Raw genomic sequence first — 20,992 nt, forward strand, 5'->3', positions numbered from 1 at the left:
AATTAAAGGAAGAACTATGACAGATAAACAAGGCGATAATAGCAGCCTGCTTTATTGCTCTTTTTGTGGAAAGAGTCAGCATGAAGTCAAAAAACTGATCGCAGGTCCTTCAGTTTATATTTGTAATGAATGTGTTGATCTTTGTGACGATATTATCAAAGAAGAGATCGCTGAAATAAGCAACGCGATTGATACCGATACGTCAGATAAGAAATTACCAACACCTCATGAAATTCGCGCGAATTTAGATGATTATGTTATCGGTCAAGATACGGCTAAAAAAGTATTAGCGGTGGCTGTTTATAATCATTACAAACGTCTTAAACATGGCGATGTTGCAAATGGTGTTGAACTAAGTAAAAGTAATATCTTGCTAATTGGTCCAACGGGTAGTGGTAAAACATTACTGGCTGAAACAATGGCACGTTTATTAGATGTTCCTTTTACAATGGCGGATGCAACAACATTAACTGAAGCCGGTTATGTTGGTGAAGATGTTGAAAACATCATTCAGAAGTTATTACAGAAATGTGATTACGATCCTGAGAAAGCACAGCGTGGCATTATCTATATCGATGAAATTGATAAGATAACGCGTAAATCTGAAAACCCATCTATCACACGTGATGTATCGGGTGAAGGTGTGCAACAAGCATTGCTTAAACTGATTGAAGGTACGGTTGCGTCTATTCCTCCACAGGGCGGACGTAAGCATCCAAATCAAGAGTTTATTCAAGTAGACACCTCTAAGATATTGTTTATCTGTGGTGGTGCATTCTCTGGTCTTGATGGCATTATTGAACAACGTATTGATACGGGCGCAGGTATTGGCTTTGGCGCAACAGTACGTGATAAAGACAATAAAGCATCATTAAGCGATACTTTTAAGAAAGTAGAGCCTCAAGATTTAACTAAATATGGTCTGATTCCAGAGTTCATTGGCCGTTTACCGGTTATTGCAACACTGACTGAATTAGATGAAGAAGCACTTGTTGAAATTTTAACTGCACCTAAAAATGCAATTACTAAACAATATGCAGCACTATTTGGTTTAGAAGATGTTGAACTTGAGTTCCGCCATGAAGCCTTACTCGCTATCGCTAAAAAAGCGATGACACGTAAAACCGGTGCACGTGGTTTACGTTCAATTGTTGAGTCTGTGTTATTAGAAACAATGTATGACCTACCATCGGTCGACAATGTGGCTAAAGTGGTTGTTGATGAGAAAGTAATTTCAGGTGATTCAAGCCCATTACTTATCTATTCAGAAGAGCAAGCAAAGTTAGTTTCGTCTGATAAATAAACAATTTTGTAATTAATTGTTATAAAAGGGAGCCTTAGGCTCCCTTTTTTCATTTCAGACCTTGAAAAAAATCCTAACATCCCCAGTATTAATAATTCAATGTGTATTTAATTTACCTCTTTTTAATGACGGGTAAATATTTTCTGGGGAATTTATGAAAACTGAATCAGAGCTGCAACTAACCCTGCCTGTTTTACCACTGCGTGATGTAGTGGTGTACCCGCATATGGTCATTCCACTATTTGTTGGCCGTAAAAAATCGATTAACTGTTTAGAAGCTGCTATGGAGCAGGGAAAAAAAGTATTATTGGTTGCCCAAACAGAGGCTTCTTTAGACGATCCTAAAATGGAAGACCTCTACAGTGTTGGTACTGTGGCAAATATTTTACAGCTATTAAAATTGCCCGATGGCACTGTAAAAGTATTAGTAGAAGGTGTGCAACGTGCGCAACTTATTAACAATATTGAAAACAAAGATTACTTCTTTTCTGAAATTGAATTATTAGAAAGCGAAGAAGTGGATAATGAAGAAGAAGATGCATTAGTACGTAGCGTACTGACACAATTTGAATCTTACATTAAGTTAAATAAAAAAATTCCACCTGAAGTATTAGCGTCAGTGAACGGTATTGATGAACCTGAGCGTTTAGCAGATACCATAGCCGCGCATATGCCGTTGAGTTTAGATGATAAACAAACGGCACTTGAAATTACGTCGATCACTGAACGCTTTGAATTTTTAATGGCGATGATGGAAAGCGAAGAAGACATTTTAAAAGTTGAAAAACGCATTCGCAGCCGTGTTAAAAAACAGATGGAACGCAGTCAGCGCGAGTACTACCTTAACGAGCAGATGAAAGCGATTCAAAAAGAGTTAGGTGAATCGGAAGAGGGCAGTAATGAAAATGATCTGCTTGCTCAAAAAATTGAAGAAGCAGGCATGTCTGCTGAAGCAAAAGAGAAAGCGGAAGGCGAACTTAAAAAATTAAAAATGATGTCGCCAATGTCATCTGAAGCCAGTGTTATTCGTACTTATATCGAAAGCTTGGTGAATGTGCCGTGGAAAAAACGCTCGCCTGTTAAAAAGAGCATTGCTAAAGCGCAAGAAATTTTAGATGCAGACCATTACGGTTTAGAAAAAGTAAAAGAACGCATTTTAGAATACCTCGCCGTGCAAACACGTATCAATAAACTAAAAGGTCCAATCCTTTGTTTAGTCGGTCCTCCTGGTGTCGGTAAAACGTCATTAGGCCAATCTATTGCGCGTTCAACGGGTCGTAAGTATGTGCGTATGGCATTAGGTGGTGTACGTGATGAAGCTGAGATTCGTGGTCATCGTCGTACTTACATTGGTTCGTTACCGGGTAAAATAATTCAAAAAATGACTAAAGCGGGTGTTAAAAACCCACTGTTCTTATTAGATGAAATCGACAAAATGGCCTCTGATATGCGTGGCGATCCTGCTTCTGCATTATTAGAAGTATTAGATCCTGAGCAAAACTCAACGTTTAACGATCACTATTTAGAAATTGATTATGACTTAAGTGATGTTATGTTTGTTGCCACTTCAAATTCAATGAATATTCCAGGTCCGTTATTGGATCGTATGGAAGTGATTCGTCTTTCTGGTTACACAGAAGATGAAAAAATGAATATTGCTAAAGAGCATTTGACTGACAAACAGATTAAACGCAACGGTTTGAAATCAACTGAGCTAAGCATTGATGACAGCGCGATTATCGGTATCGTTCGTTATTACACGCGTGAAGCGGGTGTGCGTGCCTTAGAGCGTGAAATCTCTAAAATATGCCGCAAAGTCGTAAAAGAAATTTTATTAGACAAAAAGCTTAAGAAAATAAACGTCACGATTGATAATCTAAAAGATTATTTAGGTGTACGCCGTTATGACTTTGGTAAAGCTGAAAATGCAAACCAAGTTGGACAAGTAACCGGTCTTGCATATACGGAAGTTGGTGGTGAATTATTAACTATCGAAGCGACGTCAATGCCAGGTAAAGGTAAATTGAATTACACCGGCTCGTTAGGTGATGTCATGAAAGAGTCTATTCAAGCGGCAATGACAGTGGTACGTTCAAAAGCTGAGCAATGGCGTATTAATAGCGACTTCCATGAAAAACGCGATTTACACGTGCATGTACCAGAAGGTGCAACACCAAAAGATGGACCAAGTGCTGGCGCTGCAATGTGTACCGTAATGGTGTCTAGTTTAACGGGGATTCCTGTTCGTGCTGATGTTGCGATGACCGGTGAAATCACACTTCGTGGTGAAATATTACCGATTGGTGGTTTAAAAGAAAAATTACTGGCAGCTCGCCGTGGTGGTATCAAAACAGTATTAATTCCTTTTGAAAATACGCGCGATTTAGAAGATATTCCGTCAAATATTAAAGATCAGTTAGAAATTAAACCGGTACGTTGGATTGACGAAGTTTTAGAGTTAGCGCTGAGTGAAAGTCTTAAAGGCTTCTCTGTCGAAAAAACACCGAAAAAAAATAAAAAATAGGTGATAAACCGCATAAAATAGGGGCTTGTAGCAGAAAAATTACTGAATTTACTTGCACCCGCTTGCATTAAAAAGTAGCCTAACAACCAATATGTTTTAACGTGTGTTTTCACCTAGTTAGGGGGCACACCATAATTATTATAAAAAATGGGGAATTAAAAATGAACAAAGGACAATTAATCGACAACATCGCTGAAAGTGCTGATATCTCTAAAGCAGCGGCTGGCCGTGCATTAGACGCATTCATCGAAAGTGTAACTGGTGCACTTGTTGAGGGTGATACTGTTTCACTTATCGGTTTCGGTGCTTTCTCTGTAAAAGATCGCGCAGCACGTACTGGTCGTAACCCACAAACTGGCGCGCCAATCGAAATCAAAGCCGCTAAAGTTCCTGCATTCAAAGCGGGTAAATCATTAAAAGACGCTATCAACGCTTAATTCGTTGTTTGGTTAATTTTTATAATGTAATAAGCGCGTCACATGATGCGCTTTTTTTGTTTTAAACCTAGGCATAAATTGCTTTAAAAGGTTTTTAACAACTCAGTAATATAGGGATATGTACTGAGTAATAACTTATAGAGAAAAGATTATGTTAGATAAAATGCGCGAAGGCTCACAAGGTCCTGTTGCTAAAACAATATTAGTTGTGATTATATTGTCGTTTGCTTTAGCTGGCGTGAGTAGCTATTTAGGTGGAAGCAATGTCGCGGTTGCTGTCTTAGTGAATGACCAAGAAATTAGCCAATCAAGCGTCGATCAAGCTTACCAAAACGAACGTGCTCGTTTACAAGAACAATATGGCGAACAGTTTGACTTGTTAGCGTCTAATCCTAACTTTGCTCAACAAGTTCGTGCACAAGCAACACAGGGTTTGATTTCTGAAGCGCTGATTGCACAAGCTATTAACGACATGGGTTTACGTGTTGGTGATGAGCAAATCAAAAATGAAATTCGCAGCATGGCTGAATTCCAGCTTGATGGAAAATTCAACAATGAACAGTATTTAGCGATGTTACGTCGTGCAAGTTACACTCCTGCACAATTTAGCCAAAGCCTAAAAGGTGATTTAGCACGCCGTCAGTTATTACAAATGTTAGTCGGCAGTGAGTTTGTTTTACCAACGGAAGTTGATCTTGCTAATACCTTACAAGCACAGCAACGTGTTGCTAAAGTATTAACGGTTAGCGCAACTGATTTTGAAAATGCTGACGCGGTAACAGATGAAGCAATAAAGGATTATTACCAAAGTAACAGTCAATTATTCCAAGCACCTGAACAAGTCAGTGTTAATTACGTATTGCTAGATGGCAGTTCATTAGCAGACAAAGTAACGGTTACTGATGCTGAAATCGAAGCTTACTACGATACTCATCAGTCAGAATACCAACGTGCTGAACGTCGTAAAGTGGCACACATCTTAATTCAAGGTGTTACTGAAGCGTCTAAAGAAAAAGCACAAGCGATTCTTACAGAGCTTAATGGCGGTGCTGATTTTGCTACCTTAGCAACTGAAAAATCAGACGATACTTACTCTGCTAAAAATAACGGCGAGCTTGATTGGTTCGAATCTGGTGTGATGGATCCTGCCTTTGATAAAGCGTCTTTTGCATTAACAGAAGCAGCGCCTTTATCTGAAGTGGTTGAATCGCAGTTTGGTTACCATGTTATTAAATTAGTGGCTATCGAAGCGAATAAAGCATTACCTCTTGCAGACGTAAAAGTGCGTGTTAAAAGTGCATTACAACAAGAGAAAACAAATGAGCTTTATTACGAACTTCACCAAAGTTTAAGTGAAGTGGCCTTTGAATCTCCTGACAATCTTGAAGAAGCTGCTGGCGCAATTTCAGCTGAAGTGCAAACGAGTGAATTATTCTCTGCTGACAACGCACCTCAAGCACTGTCAAACAAGACGGTATTACAAACTGTATTTGGACAAGATTTCCGTGAAGAGGGCATGAACTCAGAACTGATTGAACTTTCAGATAACCAAGCGATTGTTGTACGTGTTAATGAATATAAAGAAGCTGCTGTAAAACCTTTATCTGAAGTATCAGCGCAAATTAAACATCAATTAACCATACAAAAATCTCAACAGTTAGCGAAAGCGTTTGTTGAAGCTGTAACACTGAAGCTTGATAACAACGAGTCTATCGAAGCACAACTTGCTGAGAAAAACCTTAGCTTTAGCGCAGACTTAACCTTTGCTCGTTATAGCCGTGAGTATGACTATCAAGTTGTTCAAGCGTTGTTTAAACTTGCAAAACCTGCTGAAGGTGAAGTTTCTCGCCATTGGGTAACAGCAAGTACAGGTGATTATGCAATCATCGAGCTATCAAAAATTATCGAAACAAGTGCGGATGATAAAGAAGCAAAAGCACAAATCGAAAATATGCTAGCACGCTCTACTTCTGATGAAACATACCAATCATTAGTGGCGCAATTAATCGCAAATGCAGATATTAAATATCCAGTTGCTGACTAATTAAAAAGCATTAAGTTAGACCTTATAAAGGCGACTATTTAGTCGCCTTTTTCATGCCTGTTAATATTCCCCACCTGCGTCGTTATAAGAATTAATGCTCTATTCAGATAGCCTTTTCCGTTTAAGCTTTCATTAAACAAGAGATATCAAATACTTTATGATGTGGCTTACTACGCATTTTTTAATACACCTTTATATTTAACTGGCAATAACCCGCATTCGTCCTAATCTCAAAGTAGTTATCAATTTGTAGAATCTGGAGTTCACCATGAAAGTTGCCGTAAAAGTTGTCTTAGTTTCCTCATTTGTTTTAATCCTTGCGATTAGCTTACTGTCTCTCTTTCAGTATAAAGAGATGACCAATACATTACGTCAGCAGTCGAGTAATGCCATTGAGGAGTCAAGTGACGCGCTCGCACAACAAATAACCAACTGGCTAAACGGTAAATTAGAGATCATCGATTTAATGTCGCAAGTCATCGATAGTGACTTCAATATTGAGACGATTCAAAAAACAGTCAATGCTCCCCTATTAAAAGACAACTTCTTACTTATCTTTGGTGGCTTATCAACCGATGGTAAGGCCATTACCAATGACCCGTCATGGAATCCTAAAGATTGGGATGCCCGTAAAAGACCCTGGTATGACGTTGCAAAATTTTCTGATAATGCAAAAATCACTGAACCTTATGCAGACGCAGTAACAAAAGATATTTTAATTTCAGTGGTGGCAAACTTCACTGATAAAGGTAAATTTAAAGGCGCATTTGGTGGCGACTTAAGTTTAAAGACAGTTTCTGATTCACTTAATACACTGACGTTTAATGATGCGGGTTACGCCTTTTTATTAACTAAAAGCGGTAATATTATTAGCCATCCTAAGAGTGAACAAAATGGTAAAAACTACAGCCAATTATTTGCAGGGAAAACATTGACGCTTGATAAACAGATGCAAGAGATAAACGTTAATGGTGATACTTTGTGGGTAAGTTTTACGCCTTTGAAAAATTTACGTGGCATGGAATGGTACATCGGTGTTGTTGTTGATGCTGACATCGTGATGTCGGATGCAAATGCAATGGGTGTTAAAACATTAATCGGTGGGTTAATTAGTGTTTTACTGAGTATCGTTCTATTAGGTGCGGTAATGAAAAAAATACTAAAACCAGTGGGTTTACTCTCTGCCTCTTTAGTTGAAATAAACAGTGGTAATGGGGATTTAACAAAACGTCTACCGATCATCTCTCGTGATGAGTTTGCCGATGTAGCCACGCAGTTCAATATTTTTGTCGGTAATTTACAGGACATTATTATCAATGTTAAAAACCTTGCTTCAGAAGTTGATCAAAGTACCGAGAAGGTCAGTGGTGAGGCGGAAAAAGCCTCAAGTGATTTAAATCAACAACTCGCAGAGCTGGATCAACTGGCGACTGCAATGAACGAGATGGCGTCTAGCGCAGTTGAAGTAGCGAGTAATGCGCAAGTGGCTGCACAATCGGCCACCACGGCAGATGAAGAAACAGTAAAGGGTGTTACCATTGTTTCCAATGCAACCAATTCAATTAACCAACTTGCAACTCAAATGGAAACCGCAGTTGAATCCGTGGTTGAATTAGCAAATTTCAGTAATAACATCGAGTCAATTTTAACGGTTATTACCAGTATTGCAGAGCAAACCAATTTACTTGCTTTAAATGCCGCGATTGAGGCTGCTCGCGCCGGTGAGTCAGGACGAGGTTTTGCAGTTGTTGCCGATGAGGTACGTTCATTAGCATCGCGTACTCAACAGTCAACCAGTGAAATTCGCTCTATGATAGATCAACTTCAAACGGGGGTTCGCCAGGCGGAAACGAATATTAAAGAGAGCCGTGAAGTTGCAATAACAACATCAGAAGAAGCGAGTAAAGCCAATGACGCATTGGAAACTATTCGTAATGCCATCTTACAAATAAGCGACATGAATTTACAGATTGCAGCTGCAGCAGAGGAGCAGTCTGCAACCTCTGAAGAGATCAACCGTAATACCACTAATATCCGTGATATTAGTCAAGAGGTTTCAAATGGTGCGCAGGAGCAGGTGCAATATGCGCAGCTAATGAAACAGCAAGTAGAAGAGCAAGATACTCAGCTAAATAGATTTAAAGTCTAAGTCTATAACGGCTACGTACCTCAAAGCTAAGCACTTAAGGTCTTAAGTGCTTAGCTTTGTATAAGGTAAAATTCAAAAATAGATTGTTGTTGTGCCGCCTCAACAATCGCTTGAATCATTAAAGAAAAATCAGCTGGCTGTGGGCGTTTTTTTCTTACATTTTGCCACAGTGTAACGTCTGGCGTTTGTGACTCTACAAAGGCTTTCAATGTTTCAATATCTGCACTTTCAAAACGAAATAGCTGCGCATCATAACGCTTCACTTCAGGATCAACCGCTTCCCATTCGTAGTTTTGCTCGAATAAGACTTTTTGTTGGTCATAGGCGATAAAAAGTGTTTCACCAACTCCCGTTATGTCTGGAATATCTGTCAATTGAAAAGCCGATTGTTGGCCATTTTCAGCGCTAGGTATTGTATAAATCACGTTATCATTATTTGTAATATAGCGTTGCATACTGTCTGTCCTAAATAACTTTTCCAAACGCAGGAGCATAACAGTTAATGCCTATGTTACAATTCTTGTTTTAGTTATTGTGACTGTAACTAGATGTTTAATTTGAGACAAACTTTAGAGGCAATTATGGCAAGAACAGCAGCCGCATTACATATTTTGGTAAAACATAAAGAGAAAGCAGAAGAAATTTTAGAGCAACTTAATAAAGGCGCTAAATTTCAGACGCTCGCTAAAAAATACTCATCTTGCCCATCAGGTAAAAAAGGTGGTGATTTAGGCGAATTCAAAAAAGGCCAAATGGTATCTGCTTTTGATAATTTTTGTTTCACAGGCGAGATATTAACCCCCGCTATTGTGAAAACGAAACACGGTTTTCATATTGTGAAAATACTTTACCGCACTTGATAATAGTTGAATTTAAAAGGTGATATCAGTGTTTAATAAAGTGGCCATTTTATTTGTTATCATTTTTAGCATGCATTCTTTGCATGCTAACCCTAACCCTATTTCTAGAGATCAAGCTAAGACATTAATGCAAGCGTGTAAGACTTTGCGTCAGGATAAAATTGCATCTCTTAGAGATCTTGAAATTGAAAAATGTATTCATGATCAAGGTAAAGAAGCGGATCATTGCGTTCGCTTTTATAATGATTTTGGTGAGGCTTATCGGGCGCCTAATGGGGGCATGCAATTAGGCTTATTTTGGGATACGCCTCTTTGTGAGCAGGCGCTTGAAGTAGAAAAATATTTTATGATCTATCCCTCTAAAGAGAGTTATCAGCTTAAATAATTGTTTACTCACTTATTGCTTAACTGCTCATTGTTTAATTCTATTTTTATAAAGACATTCACTTATGTTTCAGAACCTTCAAAAAGCGACATTAATCAAACGCTATAAACGTTTCTTAGCCGACGTAGTATTAGAAAACGGTGAGACAATAACGATCTACTGTCCTAATACGGGCGCAATGACAAATTGTGCAGAGCCAGGGGATAGTATTTATTACAGCGAATCCGATAATCTTAAGCGTAAATATCGTTATACGTGGGAGTTAACGCTGACCCAAGCAGGGCACTGGATTTGCATTAACTCTGCACATGCAAACAACATTGTTGCACAGGCGCTACAGACTAATGATATTGATGACTTGATAGGGTATGAGTGTATAAAAGCAGAAGTGAAATATGGCGAAGAGAATAGCCGTATCGATTTCTTACTCACGGATCCTAAAAAAGCAGATTGCTACGTTGAAGTAAAAAGTTGTACTTTATTGGATGAAAAATATTCCAGTGGACAAGGTTTTTTCCCCGATGCTGTTTCTGTAAGGGGGCAAAAGCACCTTCGTGAATTAATGGCAATGAAAGCACTAGGATTCCGATCCGTATTAGTTTTTGCTGTTTTACACTCTGGTATCGACTCTGTGACAGCGGCTAAACATATCGATGAAAAATATGCCTTATTATTCGAAGAAGCAAAACAGGCTGGGGTTGAGATAGTGTGTTATTTCCCACCTATCACGCAGATTTCAAATAACTAGTTTTGAAATATGATTCCTCTGGATGTTGAATGAATTCTCAGAGGAAAAATATTTATAGCGGTTTCTATTAAATAACACTTATTTCTCTCGTATGAGCGCACATATAACTTTGCTCCAATCAAGGTGCTTGATCTCTTTTTTACTATTATTTCTCCCTCTTAGCTGCTATTTTTTGTATAAAATTGCTTAGCTATACTATTCTTGATGTATAAATATTAGCGTTATTTGAATGTTTTATAGACAATCAGGTCAACATTGCCATTTCAAATACGCTATTTATTCATTTTCAAATCAGGTTTAACCTGAAACTGAAAATTGTTAGTTATTTAATTTTCCACATTGCTAACGTTTTACACTGAGTATGTCAGGTGAGCAAGTAGTGAGGATTGCTAGCAAGATTTTTCATCTTAAGATTTACATGTGAGGTGAATTAAATCATCTAAAATATAGAAACGATTGTTATCAATTACCTACTGTTTATTAGGAGAATAATATGTCGACAACTCATGCGGTAAAACGCGAAAAAACAGAGTATGCAAGAACGATAGAATGCAATAAATTAGAAGTGACAGCACCATTTCGATGGCTTTCTCTGGCGGTTGCAGACTTTTTTGCCACCCCCATGATTAGCCTCGGTTATGGCATCATATTTAGCATCATCCCTTTTGTCGCAATGCAACTTTTTGCAATAGAAGCCAATCCCATGTTCATTATTCCCATGATTGTTGGTTTAACCCTGATTGGGCCTATTTTTTCATCTGCATTGTATGATGTAGCTTGGGAATTAGAAAAAGGACACAAACCTTCATTTGGTCATAGCTTTAAATCCCTGTTAAGAAATCAAGTTGGCTTGTGGGGATTTGCGGTTATATTGTTATTGATCTTGACGTTATGGGTACGTTTAGCAAGCTTAGTGTTTGTTCTTTATCCTACTGATACTAATCCAGCATTAATGGAACTTGCAGTCTTTTTAGGAATCGGTTCGCTCATTGGAGGGGGCTTATCAATGGTAGTTTTGGTTATTTCCGCCTTTACGCCACAAATTATTATGGAACGTCGTGTTGATATTATGACGGCAGTGTTTACCTCTGCTAATGCGGTGAAAAATAACCTCTTTGTGATGTGTATATGGGGAGCGATGATCATTGTTGCTGTTGCGATTGGTTTTGCTACCTCCGCAGTTGGTTTTATTATTATTATGCCTTTATTGAGCTTTGCCAGTTGGCATGCTTATATCGCCACGATTAAAACTAAAAAACAACGTGCCTTCGAATAGAAATTAGATTCACTGTATTGGTATAAATTAAAAAGCCCAAATAGTTTCCTATTTGGGCTTTTTTTGTTTGTAAATTTACCTGTATTTTATGCTTTCTATTAGCGTTGGAACTCTTTATCGCGGTAGTGTGGGTCAGTCCAACAAACGGGTAAAGCTTCACCAGAAAGAAATAATAATGATGATTTATTAAAAACTTCTACATCCTGCAACTCTTCTCCTGCTTGGTAACGTCCATGAATTTTATCTTCAAAAACATCACTTAATTCAGCCAAATTAATGACCTCAACGCGATCACCGGTATTCTGTGTCTGTAAGAACATAATCACCTCTGTATGCGTGTTTGGTCATTTGAGTATAGTGTATAAGTCTGATAAGTATAAATGATAACCGTTCCCATAATATATTGCAGATAGGATCACTGCTCAGCTTATTTATGTGCATTTTAGGGAGGGCGTAAGGTGTTTACAGGGGAGGTTTTACGAAGAAAACCACTTAGTACTGCTCGAGTACTAAGTGACTCAATACATTGATTATTTGCTTACATTATTTACTTACATTATTAATTTATCTGCAAAAAAGGCAATAAATAATAGGGTTAAATGCACGATTGAAAATTTAAACAACGCGAAAGCATTGCGGTGATGCGAACATATTTTTAATAAAAAAGCTTTATAGATAAATATTCCATTAAGCATTAACGCACTAAACAAATAAACATAACCCGACATATGAATTAAGAAAGGTAATACACAGACTAGCGTTAACAGAATCGTATATAAGAGTAAGCAGGTTTTAGTGTAATCAATACCGTGAGTGACGGGTAACATAGGAATATTGGCTCTCGCGTAATCCGCTCTACGGTGTATTGCTAACGCCCAAAAGTGTGGCGGGGTCCAAGTGAAGATAATCATCACTAGAATCCAGGGTTCAGGGGCTAGCGCGCCTGTTTCAGATACCCAACCTAATAAAGGAGGCATTGCGCCTGCAAGCCCACCAATCACGATATTTTGTGGTGTGGCGCGTTTTAAAAATAGCGTGTAAACCACTGCATAACCTAGCAAGGCAAAGAGGGTTAAGTAGGCCGTTAACCAGTTAGCAAAAATAACTAATAAGGTGAAACCGGTGACAGACAACAATCCAGAGAAAGCTAAAGCGCGGTTACGGGAGACTCTCTTTTTTACAATGGGGCGGTTTTTTGTGCGTGCCATGATTGCATCAATGCGACTGTCTACGACATGATTAATGACAGCGGCACTACTCGATAACAATCCTATGCCTAATAAACTAAGCAACTGTTCAATATAACCTCTGCCCATATCGGGTGCTAATGCGGCCCCTATAACGGCAGTAAGCACTAACAGCGCGATCACTTTTATCTTACACAGCTCTAAATAATCCTTTAACTGAACAGGGTCGTCATTCTCAGCCACTGTTGCTAATTCATTGTGTGTCACTAATTGTGTCATGTTCGCCTCCTTATCACTGTGTATGGTAATTTTTCTGTATTTTACTGAGCCCATAACTTAAACGTATTAAGCTCATTAATAACAAAGCAGCACACAGGTTATGTGCAAGTGCCATTGATATTGGGAAGTGCCAAAACACCATCATGATGCCTAATAGCACTTGGCTAGTGATTAAAAAGATGACCATTAAGGCTGCATTTTTAATGTGTAATTCAGCGTGGCTGACATAAAGCCTGATAACAAATGTTAAGACGATCAAACTAGTGATGATGGCCCAAAAGCGATGAAAAAGATGAATCGATAAACGCGCTTGGGTAGGTAGCACGCCAAACTCATAATTGCTGCTGGCCGGCAATTGCCAAATACTTTTAAAGGAGAACTGTTCCCAGCTGTTACTGCTGCTAAAACCATCACAAAAAGGTAGCCCATTACAAAAAGAGGCCGCGTAATTTGCACTTAACCAGCCGCCTAGCGCTATTTGGCTTAATACTAAAACGATGATGAATAAGCTAATAATAAAGGGTCTGTTAACTGTCTGGTTATGACTCGTGGCTGGATTTGTGTTTTTTGAATCGTTATTAATATTAAGCAATAATAGCCAGATTAAATTGAGCACTAAGAAGCCACCTAAAAGGTGTCCTACAACAATTAAAGGCTGTAGAGACATAGTGACCGTTAACATACCTAAGGTTGCTTGGAATACGACTAATAGCAATAATAGGGTGCTTAATGCTCTTGTGGAGTGGTACGTTTTTAGTGCTAATGAACTGATAAATATTATTAATATAAGTAACCCTAAACTACCTGCAAAATAGCGATGTATCATCTCCTTCCACGCTTTTCCTGTTTCTAACAATCCTAACTCAGGGGGGACTTGATCAATATGTGGCACCGTTAAAAAACCATAACAGCCTGGCCAATCAGGGCAGCCTAAACCTGCATGACTTAAACGGGTGTAAGCACCTAATGCAATCACCACCACCGCCAATAAAAAAGTGAATTGCACTAATCTTTTATAATAATGACTCGGCTGATGACTGTCTTTTGTTGTAAATTTTGGAATAGGCTTTTGCAAATCAACTCTCCTATTAGGTATTGCTAGGCACTGCGCGCAAATTTAAATAATTTTTTCAGGTCTTTAATCAAACCTTGTTTGATAAGACGATTTTCTTCTGGGTTATCAGATAAAGGGTAAGCGAGCACGATCAAACCAAAGCGATCGATTAAATAGAGGGTATTAGCTTGTAATGCATGGTGTTGCAAAGGGTAGCTTTTCCCCCCTGGCAAGGGTTGTAAACTGCCTAATAAAACTAAATCTACTTTGTCTTTATATTTGCCAAGTGCGTTAGCTGTTTGCTGTATTTGTTGCTGATTGTACAAACATTTATTTTCACACTTACCTGCGACTTGTTGTGCAATCGACCATTGTTTAGGTTCGATTAATTGCCAATCTGTTAAGGTGATTTTTTGTGCGAGAAACTCGCCATTATTCACTTGATGTGAAGGCGACCAGTTTGTTTTTAAGAGAATAAAGGCCAATAATAAGGGGGCAATAAAACTGAACACAAAGAGACTGATCACTTTTTTGTTATTCACATTTCCATTCACCTTTTTATTCTCCTTCTTATTCATAGTGTTCTCCTGATTTTTTTGTCGCAGTAAAAGGTTTAACAGCAAAAAGAAAAACCAATAGCGCAGCAATACCAATCAATAACCACTGTAGTGCATAAGCAAAATGTTTCTCAGGTGGCATCACGACTGGCTTGTAATGAGGCTGTAATGAAAACCGCGCTTCACTGCTGTAGGCCATAAAATCAATGAGCTGTGTATTACTTTCTTGTTGCACTTCCTGTTGCATAAGGGCTAAATCGATATATTGAATACGTTTAGGCCATGGCTCATTATTAAGCGCTTGCGCCTGTAAATAAAATCCCGCTAACTCTCCTTGTTTTAACTGCACGTTTAAGCTGATTTTTGTTGAGGGTAATGTGACTTGTGCTTTTTGTTGACGGCTTTTAGGCGCTTTTATCCAACCTAAATTAACCACGATAGCTTGCTTACTTTGCTCAGGGTCAAAAAGGCCGACTACATCAAAACCTACTTGTTTCTCAAAAACACGATTGTCTAAGAGCCAATATTGATCACTTTGTAAGTGCCCGGTGAGTTGTAATTTAATACCCGTTTTATCGACATTTTCAGGTAATGATTTCAATTCAGACCAACTCATAACGCCTTTCGCTTGCACCACACTTATATTGTCTAACCGTTGTTGTTTATCCTGCGCCCGATTAAGCTGCCAGTTGGCTAAAAACAAGCAAGTTAAAACAACCAGCAGGGTTAAAGAGGCGCTAATAATAGGCATCTTTAAAAGACATAAACTAAGAAAAATAAACATAACCACACCACATCGACAAAATGCCAATACCAGCTACCAGCTTGCAGCGCAAAATGCTGTTGGTCGTTAAAGTGTCCTCTGAGAATGCGCGCATAAACAATCACCAGCAGTATCAGTCCAAGGGTCACATGTAATCCATGAAAACCGGTTAATAAATAAAAGGTATTACCATAAACACCAGACTGTAAGGTTAACCCTAGCTCTGTATAGGCATGAATATATTCTTGTACTTGTAGTGTTAAAAAACAGCCTCCGAGTACGACGGTAAGCCCAATAAAGGTTTGTAATTTTCGACGATTATTTACTTTCATTGCATTTTCAGCAATGTGTAACGTCACGGAAGAGGTGATTAATATAAGCGTATTGATAAGAGGCAGACCTTGCCAGCCCATCGCTTGTGTTGTGTCACCTGCGGGGGTTTTTAGTAATGGCCAAAATGATTGAAAATCTGGCCATAAAATTTGTTGGGTCATCACATTGTTCGAAGCCCCCCCTAACCAGGGGACTGAAAGGTTACGCGTGTAAAATAAAGCACCAAAGAACACTAAAAAGAACATCACTTCAGAGAATATAAACCACAACATAGCTTGCTTAAAAGAGACATCCATCTGCGTGGAATACAAACCATTATTGGATTCAGTGATCACATCTTTAAACCAAGAAAACAGCATGACAAATAATATAGCCAGCCCAATCACTAATAAAAACACACCGGAAACATTGCTATTATTGAGTTGCATAATGGTTAAACCACTACCAACAGCAATAAAAAACAGGGCAATCGCACCCACAATAGGCCAAGGGCTTTGCGCTGGCACATAATAGCTTTGTGGTAATTTTTTATTTTCAACGGACATAAAATCCCCTATTAACTTCTTAGTAAATGATAATAATTCGGTGCGTTCATGGTTAGATCTTATCCGTTATATCAAACAACGTATAAGAGAGTGTCATCTCTTCAATTTCAGCGGGCAAGGCTTCATCAACATAAAACAGCAGTGTCATCTCTATCTTTTCATTCGCTTTCAGAGGTTGTTGTTCAAAACAAAAACATTGCACTTTATGCAAGTATTGCGCAGCTAACCCCGGACTTACCGAAGGCACTGCCTGAAAGACTCGGTCTTTATCACTTAGGTTGCTTGCGATGAAGCTGACCTTGTTCATTTCGCCAATATTAACGGTTAACCTTCGGCTTTCGGTGGTCACTTTAAAAGGAGCCCCTTCTTTGGCGTGGGTTAAAAAATCCACAGCCACTTGTTGCGTATGATCAACAGACTCGCTGACTTTTGCTTTTTCCATGGACGGTTTTCCATTTAGTCCGGTTACTTGACAAAATACGTCATATAAAGGAACAAGCGCAAAAGCAAAACCAAACATCAATACAGAGGTAATAATTAAACGCTTCAGCAAAGGTCTGTGTTGGCTCATTTAACCTCCGGTGGTGTTGCAAAGGTATGATAAGGGGCGGGTGAGGGGACTTGCCATTCTAGCCCTTCTGCTCCATCCCATACTTTAGCGGGGACTTTCTCACCACCGCGAAAACATTGCACCACACACCAAACAAATAACAGCTGTGATAAACCAAAGGCAAAACCGCCCAAACTAATGATCATATTAAAATCTGCAAACTGTAGTGCGTAATCGGCAATGCGTCTTGGCATTCCCGCAAGACCAACAAAATGCATAGGAAAAAATAGAACGTTGACACTGATTAGTGATAACCAAAAATGGGTTTTCGCTAAGCGGATATTAAACATATGGCCCGTCCATTTTGGTAACCAAAAATAGACGGCTGCAATTATTGAGAATAGGGCGCCTGTGACTAATACATAGTGGAAATGTGCAACAACAAAATAGGTATCGTGATATTGAAAATCAGCAGGGGTTATTGCTAGCATTAATCCTGAAAATCCGCCGATGGTGAACAGCACAATGAAGGCGATAGCAAATAACATAGGTACTTCAAAGCTTAGTGATCCTCTCCACATGGTGGCGACCCAATTGAAGATTTTCACCCCAGTGGGGACAGAAATAAGCATAGTGCTATACATAAAAAACAATTCAGCTGCTAATGGCATGCCGGTGGTAAACATATGGTGCGCCCACACAATAAAAGATAAAAAGGCGATAGAGACGGTCGCATACACCATCGAATGGTAACCAAAGAGTTGTTTGCGTGAGAAAGTAGGAATAATGGTAGAGATAATACCAAAAGCGGGCAAAATCATAATGTAGACTTCAGGGTGGCCAAAGAACCAGAAGATATGCTGAAACATCACCGGATCCCCTCCGCCCATGGCATCGAAGAAACTAGTACCAAAGTATTTATCGGTTAATACCATAGTGACTGTGCCCGCTAATACAGGCATCACTGCAATCAATAAAAAGGCGGTGATTAACCATGTCCAAACAAACATCGGCATTTTCATTAAGGTCATGCCAGGCGCGCGTAAATTAAAGATAGTCACAATGACATTAATCGCGCCCATGATGGAGCTAATCCCCATGATATGCACTGAGAAGACAAACAAGGCCGTATTGTCATTGCTGTATGTTGTTGAAAGTGGGGCGTAAAAAGTCCAACCAAAATTAGGGCCACCTCCCTCCATAAACAGTGAGCCAATTAAGATCGCAAAGGCAAAGGGCAAAATCCAAAAGCTCCAGTTATTCATGCGTGGTAACGCCATATCGGGCGCGCCAATCATCAGTGGAATCATCCAGTTTGCTAAGCCAACAAATGCGGGCATAACCGCACCAAATACCATGATTAATCCATGAACTGTGGTCATTTGATTAAAAAAGTTCGGCTCAACGAGTTGTAGTCCGGGTTGAAATAACTCTGCGCGGATAACCATCGCCATTGCACCACCGACAAATAACATCAATAATGAAAAGCCTAAATACAGGGTGCCGATATCTTTATGGTTGGTCGTATATAACCAGCGTTTAATACCTGAAGGCTGGTGGTGCTCCGCTGAATCATTTTGTTGGTACATTGAATCATCCATTATTCAGTTCCTTTAGATTGGCTATCGGATTCTGACACTTGAGTGACGTCTGATGCTTGAATAATTTCACCTGAACGTCCCCATGCATTTCGCTCGTAAGTCACAATGGCCGCAATCGTAGTAGCGGACAACTTACCTTTAAATGCTTGCATGGCTGTCATCTCTTTACCGTTTAAAACAAGGTTGATGTGTTGCGCTATTGGGCCATTGATTACCGGGCTGTCTTTTAAGGCTGGAAAGGCCCCAGGTAAACCCAGTCCACTTGCTTGATGGCACATTGCACAGTGCTCAATATAAGCTTGCTCACCGAGTTTCATTAACTGTGTTTTATCAAGGTCTATAAGAGGGTCTTGAGGCTCTGCTGGCGTTTCATCAACGGTTGTAGGTTGTGTTTCTGCTGCTGACGTTGCACCTTTGTCATCTGCTTGAACGTCTTTCGGTTGAACGAGATCGCCTGAATTAATGCCCCATGCATTTCGTTCATAGGTAATCACTGCCGCCAGTTGTTTACTTGAAAGCTGTTTTGCAAAGGCTTGCATTGCTGTGCCTGGTTTCCCCTTCACGACAATATCAATATGTTGCTGCACATCACCTGTGGTGATTGGGCTATTTTTTAAAGAAGGAAACAAGCCTGGTAAACCTTGCCCGCTAGGTTGATGGCAGACAGAGCAGTTAGCCTCATAAACATCTTTACCTAATGTCATCAGCTCATCCATAGTAAAACTGACATCTTTTAATGCAGCTTCCTGTTGTGCTTGCTGTGCGATTAATACCTGTTGCTCAACTAACCAAAGGTCAAATTGTTCTGGGCTGCGAACATCGACCACAATAGGCATGAAACCATGATTTTTACCGCATAACTCAGCGCATTGGCCGCGGTATATGCCTTCAACATTAACATTGGTCCACGCTTCATTAATAAAGCCGGGCACAGCATCTTTTTTAACTGCAAAATCGGGAATCCACCAGGCGTGAATCACATCATCTGAAGTAAACAAAAAGCGTACTTTTTTACCCGTTGGGATCACTAATGGTTTATCTACTTCTAAGAGGTAGGTGTCTGTTTTTTCTTGTTGATTGGTTATTTGTGACTGAGGCGTTGAGATAATAGAGTAAAAACCGATATCTAAGGGTTTTTCTTCGTAAGTTAAGTACTGGTAGTGCCATTTCCACTGTGAACCTGTCACTTTAATGGTGAGGTCAGATTTACTTGGGTCTTCCATTTTTATTAATGTTTGCGTCGCAGGAATGGCCATGGCAATCAAGATAACCACAGGGATTGCAGTCCATAATATTTCAACTTTGGTACTTTCATGAAACTGTGCGGGTTTTGCGCCTTTACTTTTTCGATGGTGGATGATTGACCAGAACATAACGGAGAAAACTAATAAGGCAATCACACAGCAAATAATAAAAATGGTCATGTGCAACTGATAAACATTTTCACTAATATCAGTGACACCTTGGCGCATGTTGATCGTACTATTTGCTAGTGCAATCTCAGGTAAAACTAATGTCAAATAAGCAACAGCGCGAACAAGAGTCATCCCTTTCTCCTCTGATGTTTCATTATAAAATGGCTTAATTTGTATCTATTAAACAATCTATTGAATGATTATTTTGATGATCAATAAACTGATTTAAATCAAGTGACGGATAAACAAATAGTCAACGAACGAATAATGTGCAAGTTTTGAACGATTTAAAGCTGAGTAGTTGCTGTTGATCACCAAATTTTGAAAGATAATAAAATCAAATTAGCTTAATGGGATTTATTGCTCTAACTAGGATATATTTCTATAGAGACTGCTAAAGTTACCTGTGATTTAAAATGTTAAGGAAGAGGGAAATACGGTTAAGCAGCAAGGTTTTACCTTGATTGAATTAGTGATTGTCATTGTTATTCTTGGTATTTTAAGTACGGTCGCTCTGCCCAAGTTTGTGAACTTAAGTCGTGATGCACGTATTGCGACATTAGAAGTTATTAAAGGTGCAATGGCATCGACATCGTTGCTCGTTGAAATGAAAGCTAAAATCGAAGGTGTGGAAAATGGAGGTATTAAACTTAACGGACAAACAGTATTAGTCAACAATGCTTATATTACCGGCCATTGGAATAACGCTTGGCGCCATGCGCTCGATATAGGTAAAGATATTGGTTTTACTCGTACTAACGCCACCTGCACGCTGAATGATATTTGTGGTGTGGGAAATCAGCGTAACCACTCAGGATTACCTAGTAGTATTGTGCCTTCTCCTGCCATTGCACGGGGATTAGTTATGTTTTGGCTTGAAGGTACAAAACTAGACGATTTATGTTATGCCTTTTATTACAATCCATCCGATGGAAATTCACCAACAGTGGGTGTGGTCGATGAGGGCTGTTAGCCAATATTA

General features: G+C 39.2%; 19 protein-coding genes and 1 pseudogene. 10 read left to right on the forward strand and 10 right to left on the reverse strand.

Annotation, left to right across the window (positions count from 1 at the left end; translation table 11 throughout):
* Positions 1 to 16 precede the first annotated feature (16 nt).
* The 5 genes from clpX (at position 17) to CXF74_RS05440 (ending at position 8,457) form a co-directional block, all read left to right on the forward strand.
* Positions 17 to 1,303 carry an ATP-dependent protease ATP-binding subunit ClpX gene (gene clpX / locus CXF74_RS05420; protein ID WP_101081392.1) on the forward strand — a complete coding sequence of 429 codons (1,287 nt, stop codon included), beginning with the start codon at positions 17 to 19 and terminating at the stop codon, positions 1,301 to 1,303.
* Positions 1,304 to 1,457: 154 nt separating this feature from the next.
* The gene (gene lon / locus CXF74_RS05425) at positions 1,458 to 3,827 is read left to right on the forward strand and encodes an endopeptidase La (protein WP_101081393.1); all 2,370 of its coding nucleotides are present in this window, start codon (positions 1,458 to 1,460) and stop codon (positions 3,825 to 3,827) included.
* 161 nt (positions 3,828 to 3,988) lie between these two features.
* Entirely contained in the window at positions 3,989 to 4,264 is a 276-nt protein-coding gene (locus CXF74_RS05430; protein WP_101081394.1) for an HU family DNA-binding protein, read from the forward strand.
* Positions 4,265 to 4,415: 151 nt separating this feature from the next.
* Complete coding sequence (locus CXF74_RS05435) at positions 4,416 to 6,308, forward strand: SurA N-terminal domain-containing protein (protein WP_101081395.1); 1,893 nt, start codon at positions 4,416 to 4,418, stop codon at positions 6,306 to 6,308.
* Between the two features lie 268 nt (positions 6,309 to 6,576).
* Positions 6,577 to 8,457, forward strand: a complete 1,881-nt coding sequence (locus CXF74_RS05440) for a methyl-accepting chemotaxis protein (protein ID WP_101081396.1) — start codon at positions 6,577 to 6,579, stop codon at positions 8,455 to 8,457.
* 50 nt (positions 8,458 to 8,507) lie between these two features.
* On the opposite strand, the gene CXF74_RS05445 is transcribed toward CXF74_RS05440, so the two are convergent.
* A complete protein-coding gene (locus CXF74_RS05445) occupies positions 8,508 to 8,912 on the reverse strand; it encodes a hypothetical protein (RefSeq protein ID WP_101081397.1) in 405 nt (134 codons plus the stop codon).
* Between the two features lie 126 nt (positions 8,913 to 9,038).
* Between CXF74_RS05445 and CXF74_RS05450 the strand changes: the two genes are divergently transcribed.
* The 4 genes from CXF74_RS05450 to CXF74_RS05465 all read left to right on the forward strand — a co-directional run bounded on the left by CXF74_RS05450 (position 9,039) and on the right by CXF74_RS05465 (position 11,726).
* Positions 9,039 to 9,317 carry a peptidylprolyl isomerase gene (locus CXF74_RS05450; protein ID WP_101081398.1) on the forward strand — a complete coding sequence of 93 codons (279 nt, stop codon included), beginning with the start codon at positions 9,039 to 9,041 and terminating at the stop codon, positions 9,315 to 9,317.
* Positions 9,318 to 9,345: 28 nt separating this feature from the next.
* Entirely contained in the window at positions 9,346 to 9,702 is a 357-nt protein-coding gene (locus tag CXF74_RS05455; protein ID WP_101081399.1) for a hypothetical protein, read from the forward strand.
* A gap of 64 nt (positions 9,703 to 9,766) precedes the next feature.
* Positions 9,767 to 10,450, forward strand: a complete 684-nt coding sequence (sfsA, locus tag CXF74_RS05460) for a DNA/RNA nuclease SfsA (RefSeq protein WP_101081400.1) — start codon at positions 9,767 to 9,769, stop codon at positions 10,448 to 10,450.
* 493 nt (positions 10,451 to 10,943) lie between these two features.
* A complete protein-coding gene (locus CXF74_RS05465; RefSeq protein ID WP_101081401.1) occupies positions 10,944 to 11,726 on the forward strand; it encodes a DUF2189 domain-containing protein in 783 nt (260 codons plus the stop codon).
* 98 nt (positions 11,727 to 11,824) lie between these two features.
* Here CXF74_RS05465 and CXF74_RS05470 read toward each other — a convergent pair whose 3' ends face one another.
* The 9 genes from CXF74_RS05470 to coxB all read right to left on the reverse strand — a co-directional run bounded on the left by CXF74_RS05470 (position 11,825) and on the right by coxB (position 20,142).
* Entirely contained in the window at positions 11,825 to 12,046 is a 222-nt protein-coding gene (locus CXF74_RS05470; RefSeq protein WP_101081402.1) for an acetyltransferase, read from the reverse strand.
* A gap of 231 nt (positions 12,047 to 12,277) precedes the next feature.
* Positions 12,278 to 13,192 carry a heme o synthase gene (cyoE, locus tag CXF74_RS05475; RefSeq protein ID WP_101081403.1) on the reverse strand — a complete coding sequence of 305 codons (915 nt, stop codon included), beginning with the start codon at positions 13,190 to 13,192 and terminating at the stop codon, positions 12,278 to 12,280.
* A 13-nt stretch (positions 13,193 to 13,205) separates the two neighbouring features.
* The gene (locus CXF74_RS05480) at positions 13,206 to 14,267 is read right to left on the reverse strand and encodes a COX15/CtaA family protein (protein WP_232772448.1); all 1,062 of its coding nucleotides are present in this window, start codon (positions 14,265 to 14,267) and stop codon (positions 13,206 to 13,208) included.
* Between the two features lie 23 nt (positions 14,268 to 14,290).
* Positions 14,291 to 14,824 carry a transmembrane cytochrome oxidase associated protein gene (locus tag CXF74_RS05485; protein ID WP_101081404.1) on the reverse strand — a complete coding sequence of 178 codons (534 nt, stop codon included), beginning with the start codon at positions 14,822 to 14,824 and terminating at the stop codon, positions 14,291 to 14,293.
* Positions 14,817 to 15,587 carry an SURF1 family protein gene (locus CXF74_RS05490; protein ID WP_101081405.1) on the reverse strand — a complete coding sequence of 257 codons (771 nt, stop codon included), beginning with the start codon at positions 15,585 to 15,587 and terminating at the stop codon, positions 14,817 to 14,819. The genes CXF74_RS05485 and CXF74_RS05490 overlap by 8 nt, the downstream gene beginning before the upstream one ends.
* Positions 15,557 to 16,444 carry a cytochrome c oxidase subunit 3 gene (locus CXF74_RS05495; protein ID WP_101081406.1) on the reverse strand — a complete coding sequence of 296 codons (888 nt, stop codon included), beginning with the start codon at positions 16,442 to 16,444 and terminating at the stop codon, positions 15,557 to 15,559. Before CXF74_RS05495 ends, CXF74_RS05490 begins: the two co-directional genes overlap by 31 nt.
* Positions 16,445 to 16,496: 52 nt before the next feature.
* Positions 16,497 to 17,015: a cytochrome c oxidase assembly protein gene (locus CXF74_RS05500; RefSeq protein WP_101081407.1), complete on the reverse strand. Its 519-nt coding sequence runs from the start codon at positions 17,013 to 17,015 to the stop codon at positions 16,497 to 16,499.
* Positions 17,012 to 18,595 (reverse strand): cytochrome c oxidase subunit I, encoded by a 1,584-nt coding sequence (gene ctaD, locus CXF74_RS05505; RefSeq protein WP_232772449.1) that lies wholly within the window; start codon positions 18,593 to 18,595, stop codon positions 17,012 to 17,014. The genes CXF74_RS05500 and ctaD overlap by 4 nt, the downstream gene beginning before the upstream one ends.
* A complete protein-coding gene (gene coxB / locus CXF74_RS05510) occupies positions 18,595 to 20,142 on the reverse strand; it encodes a cytochrome c oxidase subunit II (RefSeq protein WP_101081408.1) in 1,548 nt (515 codons plus the stop codon). Before coxB ends, ctaD begins: the two co-directional genes overlap by 1 nt.
* A gap of 319 nt (positions 20,143 to 20,461) precedes the next feature.
* Between coxB and CXF74_RS22800 the strand changes: the two are divergent.
* A pseudogene (locus CXF74_RS22800) lies at positions 20,462 to 20,983 on the forward strand (type II secretion system protein); the annotation flags it as partial.
* Between the last annotated feature and the right edge of the window lie 9 nt (positions 20,984 to 20,992).

Origin of the sequence: Psychromonas sp. Urea-02u-13, assembly GCF_002835995.1 — a bacterium.
In the GTDB taxonomy this organism is placed as follows: domain Bacteria; phylum Pseudomonadota; class Gammaproteobacteria; order Enterobacterales; family Psychromonadaceae; genus Psychromonas.

What these genes read in the sequence shown, in the direction of transcription:
- lon (WP_101081393.1), top strand. Translation starts at nt 1,458, where the DNA reads ATGAAAACTGAATCAGAGCTGCAACTAACCCTGCCTGTTTTACCACTG.
- CXF74_RS05440 (WP_101081396.1), top strand. Translation starts at nt 6,577, where the DNA reads ATGAAAGTTGCCGTAAAAGTTGTCTTAGTTTCCTCATTTGTTTTAATC.
- CXF74_RS05445 (WP_101081397.1), bottom strand. Translation starts at nt 8,912, where the DNA reads ATGCAACGCTATATTACAAATAATGATAACGTGATTTATACAATACCT.
- cyoE (WP_101081403.1), bottom strand. Translation starts at nt 13,192, where the DNA reads ATGACACAATTAGTGACACACAATGAATTAGCAACAGTGGCTGAGAAT.
- CXF74_RS05500 (WP_101081407.1), bottom strand. Translation starts at nt 17,015, where the DNA reads ATGAGCCAACACAGACCTTTGCTGAAGCGTTTAATTATTACCTCTGTA.
- CXF74_RS05465 (WP_101081401.1), top strand. Translation starts at nt 10,944, where the DNA reads ATGTCGACAACTCATGCGGTAAAACGCGAAAAAACAGAGTATGCAAGA.
- sfsA (WP_101081400.1), top strand. Translation starts at nt 9,767, where the DNA reads ATGTTTCAGAACCTTCAAAAAGCGACATTAATCAAACGCTATAAACGT.
- coxB (WP_101081408.1), bottom strand. Translation starts at nt 20,142, where the DNA reads ATGACTCTTGTTCGCGCTGTTGCTTATTTGACATTAGTTTTACCTGAG.
- CXF74_RS05450 (WP_101081398.1), top strand. Translation starts at nt 9,039, where the DNA reads ATGGCAAGAACAGCAGCCGCATTACATATTTTGGTAAAACATAAAGAG.
- CXF74_RS05470 (WP_101081402.1), bottom strand. Translation starts at nt 12,046, where the DNA reads ATGTTCTTACAGACACAGAATACCGGTGATCGCGTTGAGGTCATTAAT.
- CXF74_RS05485 (WP_101081404.1), bottom strand. Translation starts at nt 14,824, where the DNA reads ATGAATAAGAAGGAGAATAAAAAGGTGAATGGAAATGTGAATAACAAA.
- CXF74_RS05495 (WP_101081406.1), bottom strand. Translation starts at nt 16,444, where the DNA reads ATGTCCGTTGAAAATAAAAAATTACCACAAAGCTATTATGTGCCAGCG.
- CXF74_RS05435 (WP_101081395.1), top strand. Translation starts at nt 4,416, where the DNA reads ATGTTAGATAAAATGCGCGAAGGCTCACAAGGTCCTGTTGCTAAAACA.
- CXF74_RS05430 (WP_101081394.1), top strand. Translation starts at nt 3,989, where the DNA reads ATGAACAAAGGACAATTAATCGACAACATCGCTGAAAGTGCTGATATC.
- clpX (WP_101081392.1), top strand. Translation starts at nt 17, where the DNA reads ATGACAGATAAACAAGGCGATAATAGCAGCCTGCTTTATTGCTCTTTT.
- ctaD (WP_232772449.1), bottom strand. Translation starts at nt 18,595, where the DNA reads ATGGATGATTCAATGTACCAACAAAATGATTCAGCGGAGCACCACCAG.
- CXF74_RS05490 (WP_101081405.1), bottom strand. Translation starts at nt 15,587, where the DNA reads ATGTTTATTTTTCTTAGTTTATGTCTTTTAAAGATGCCTATTATTAGC.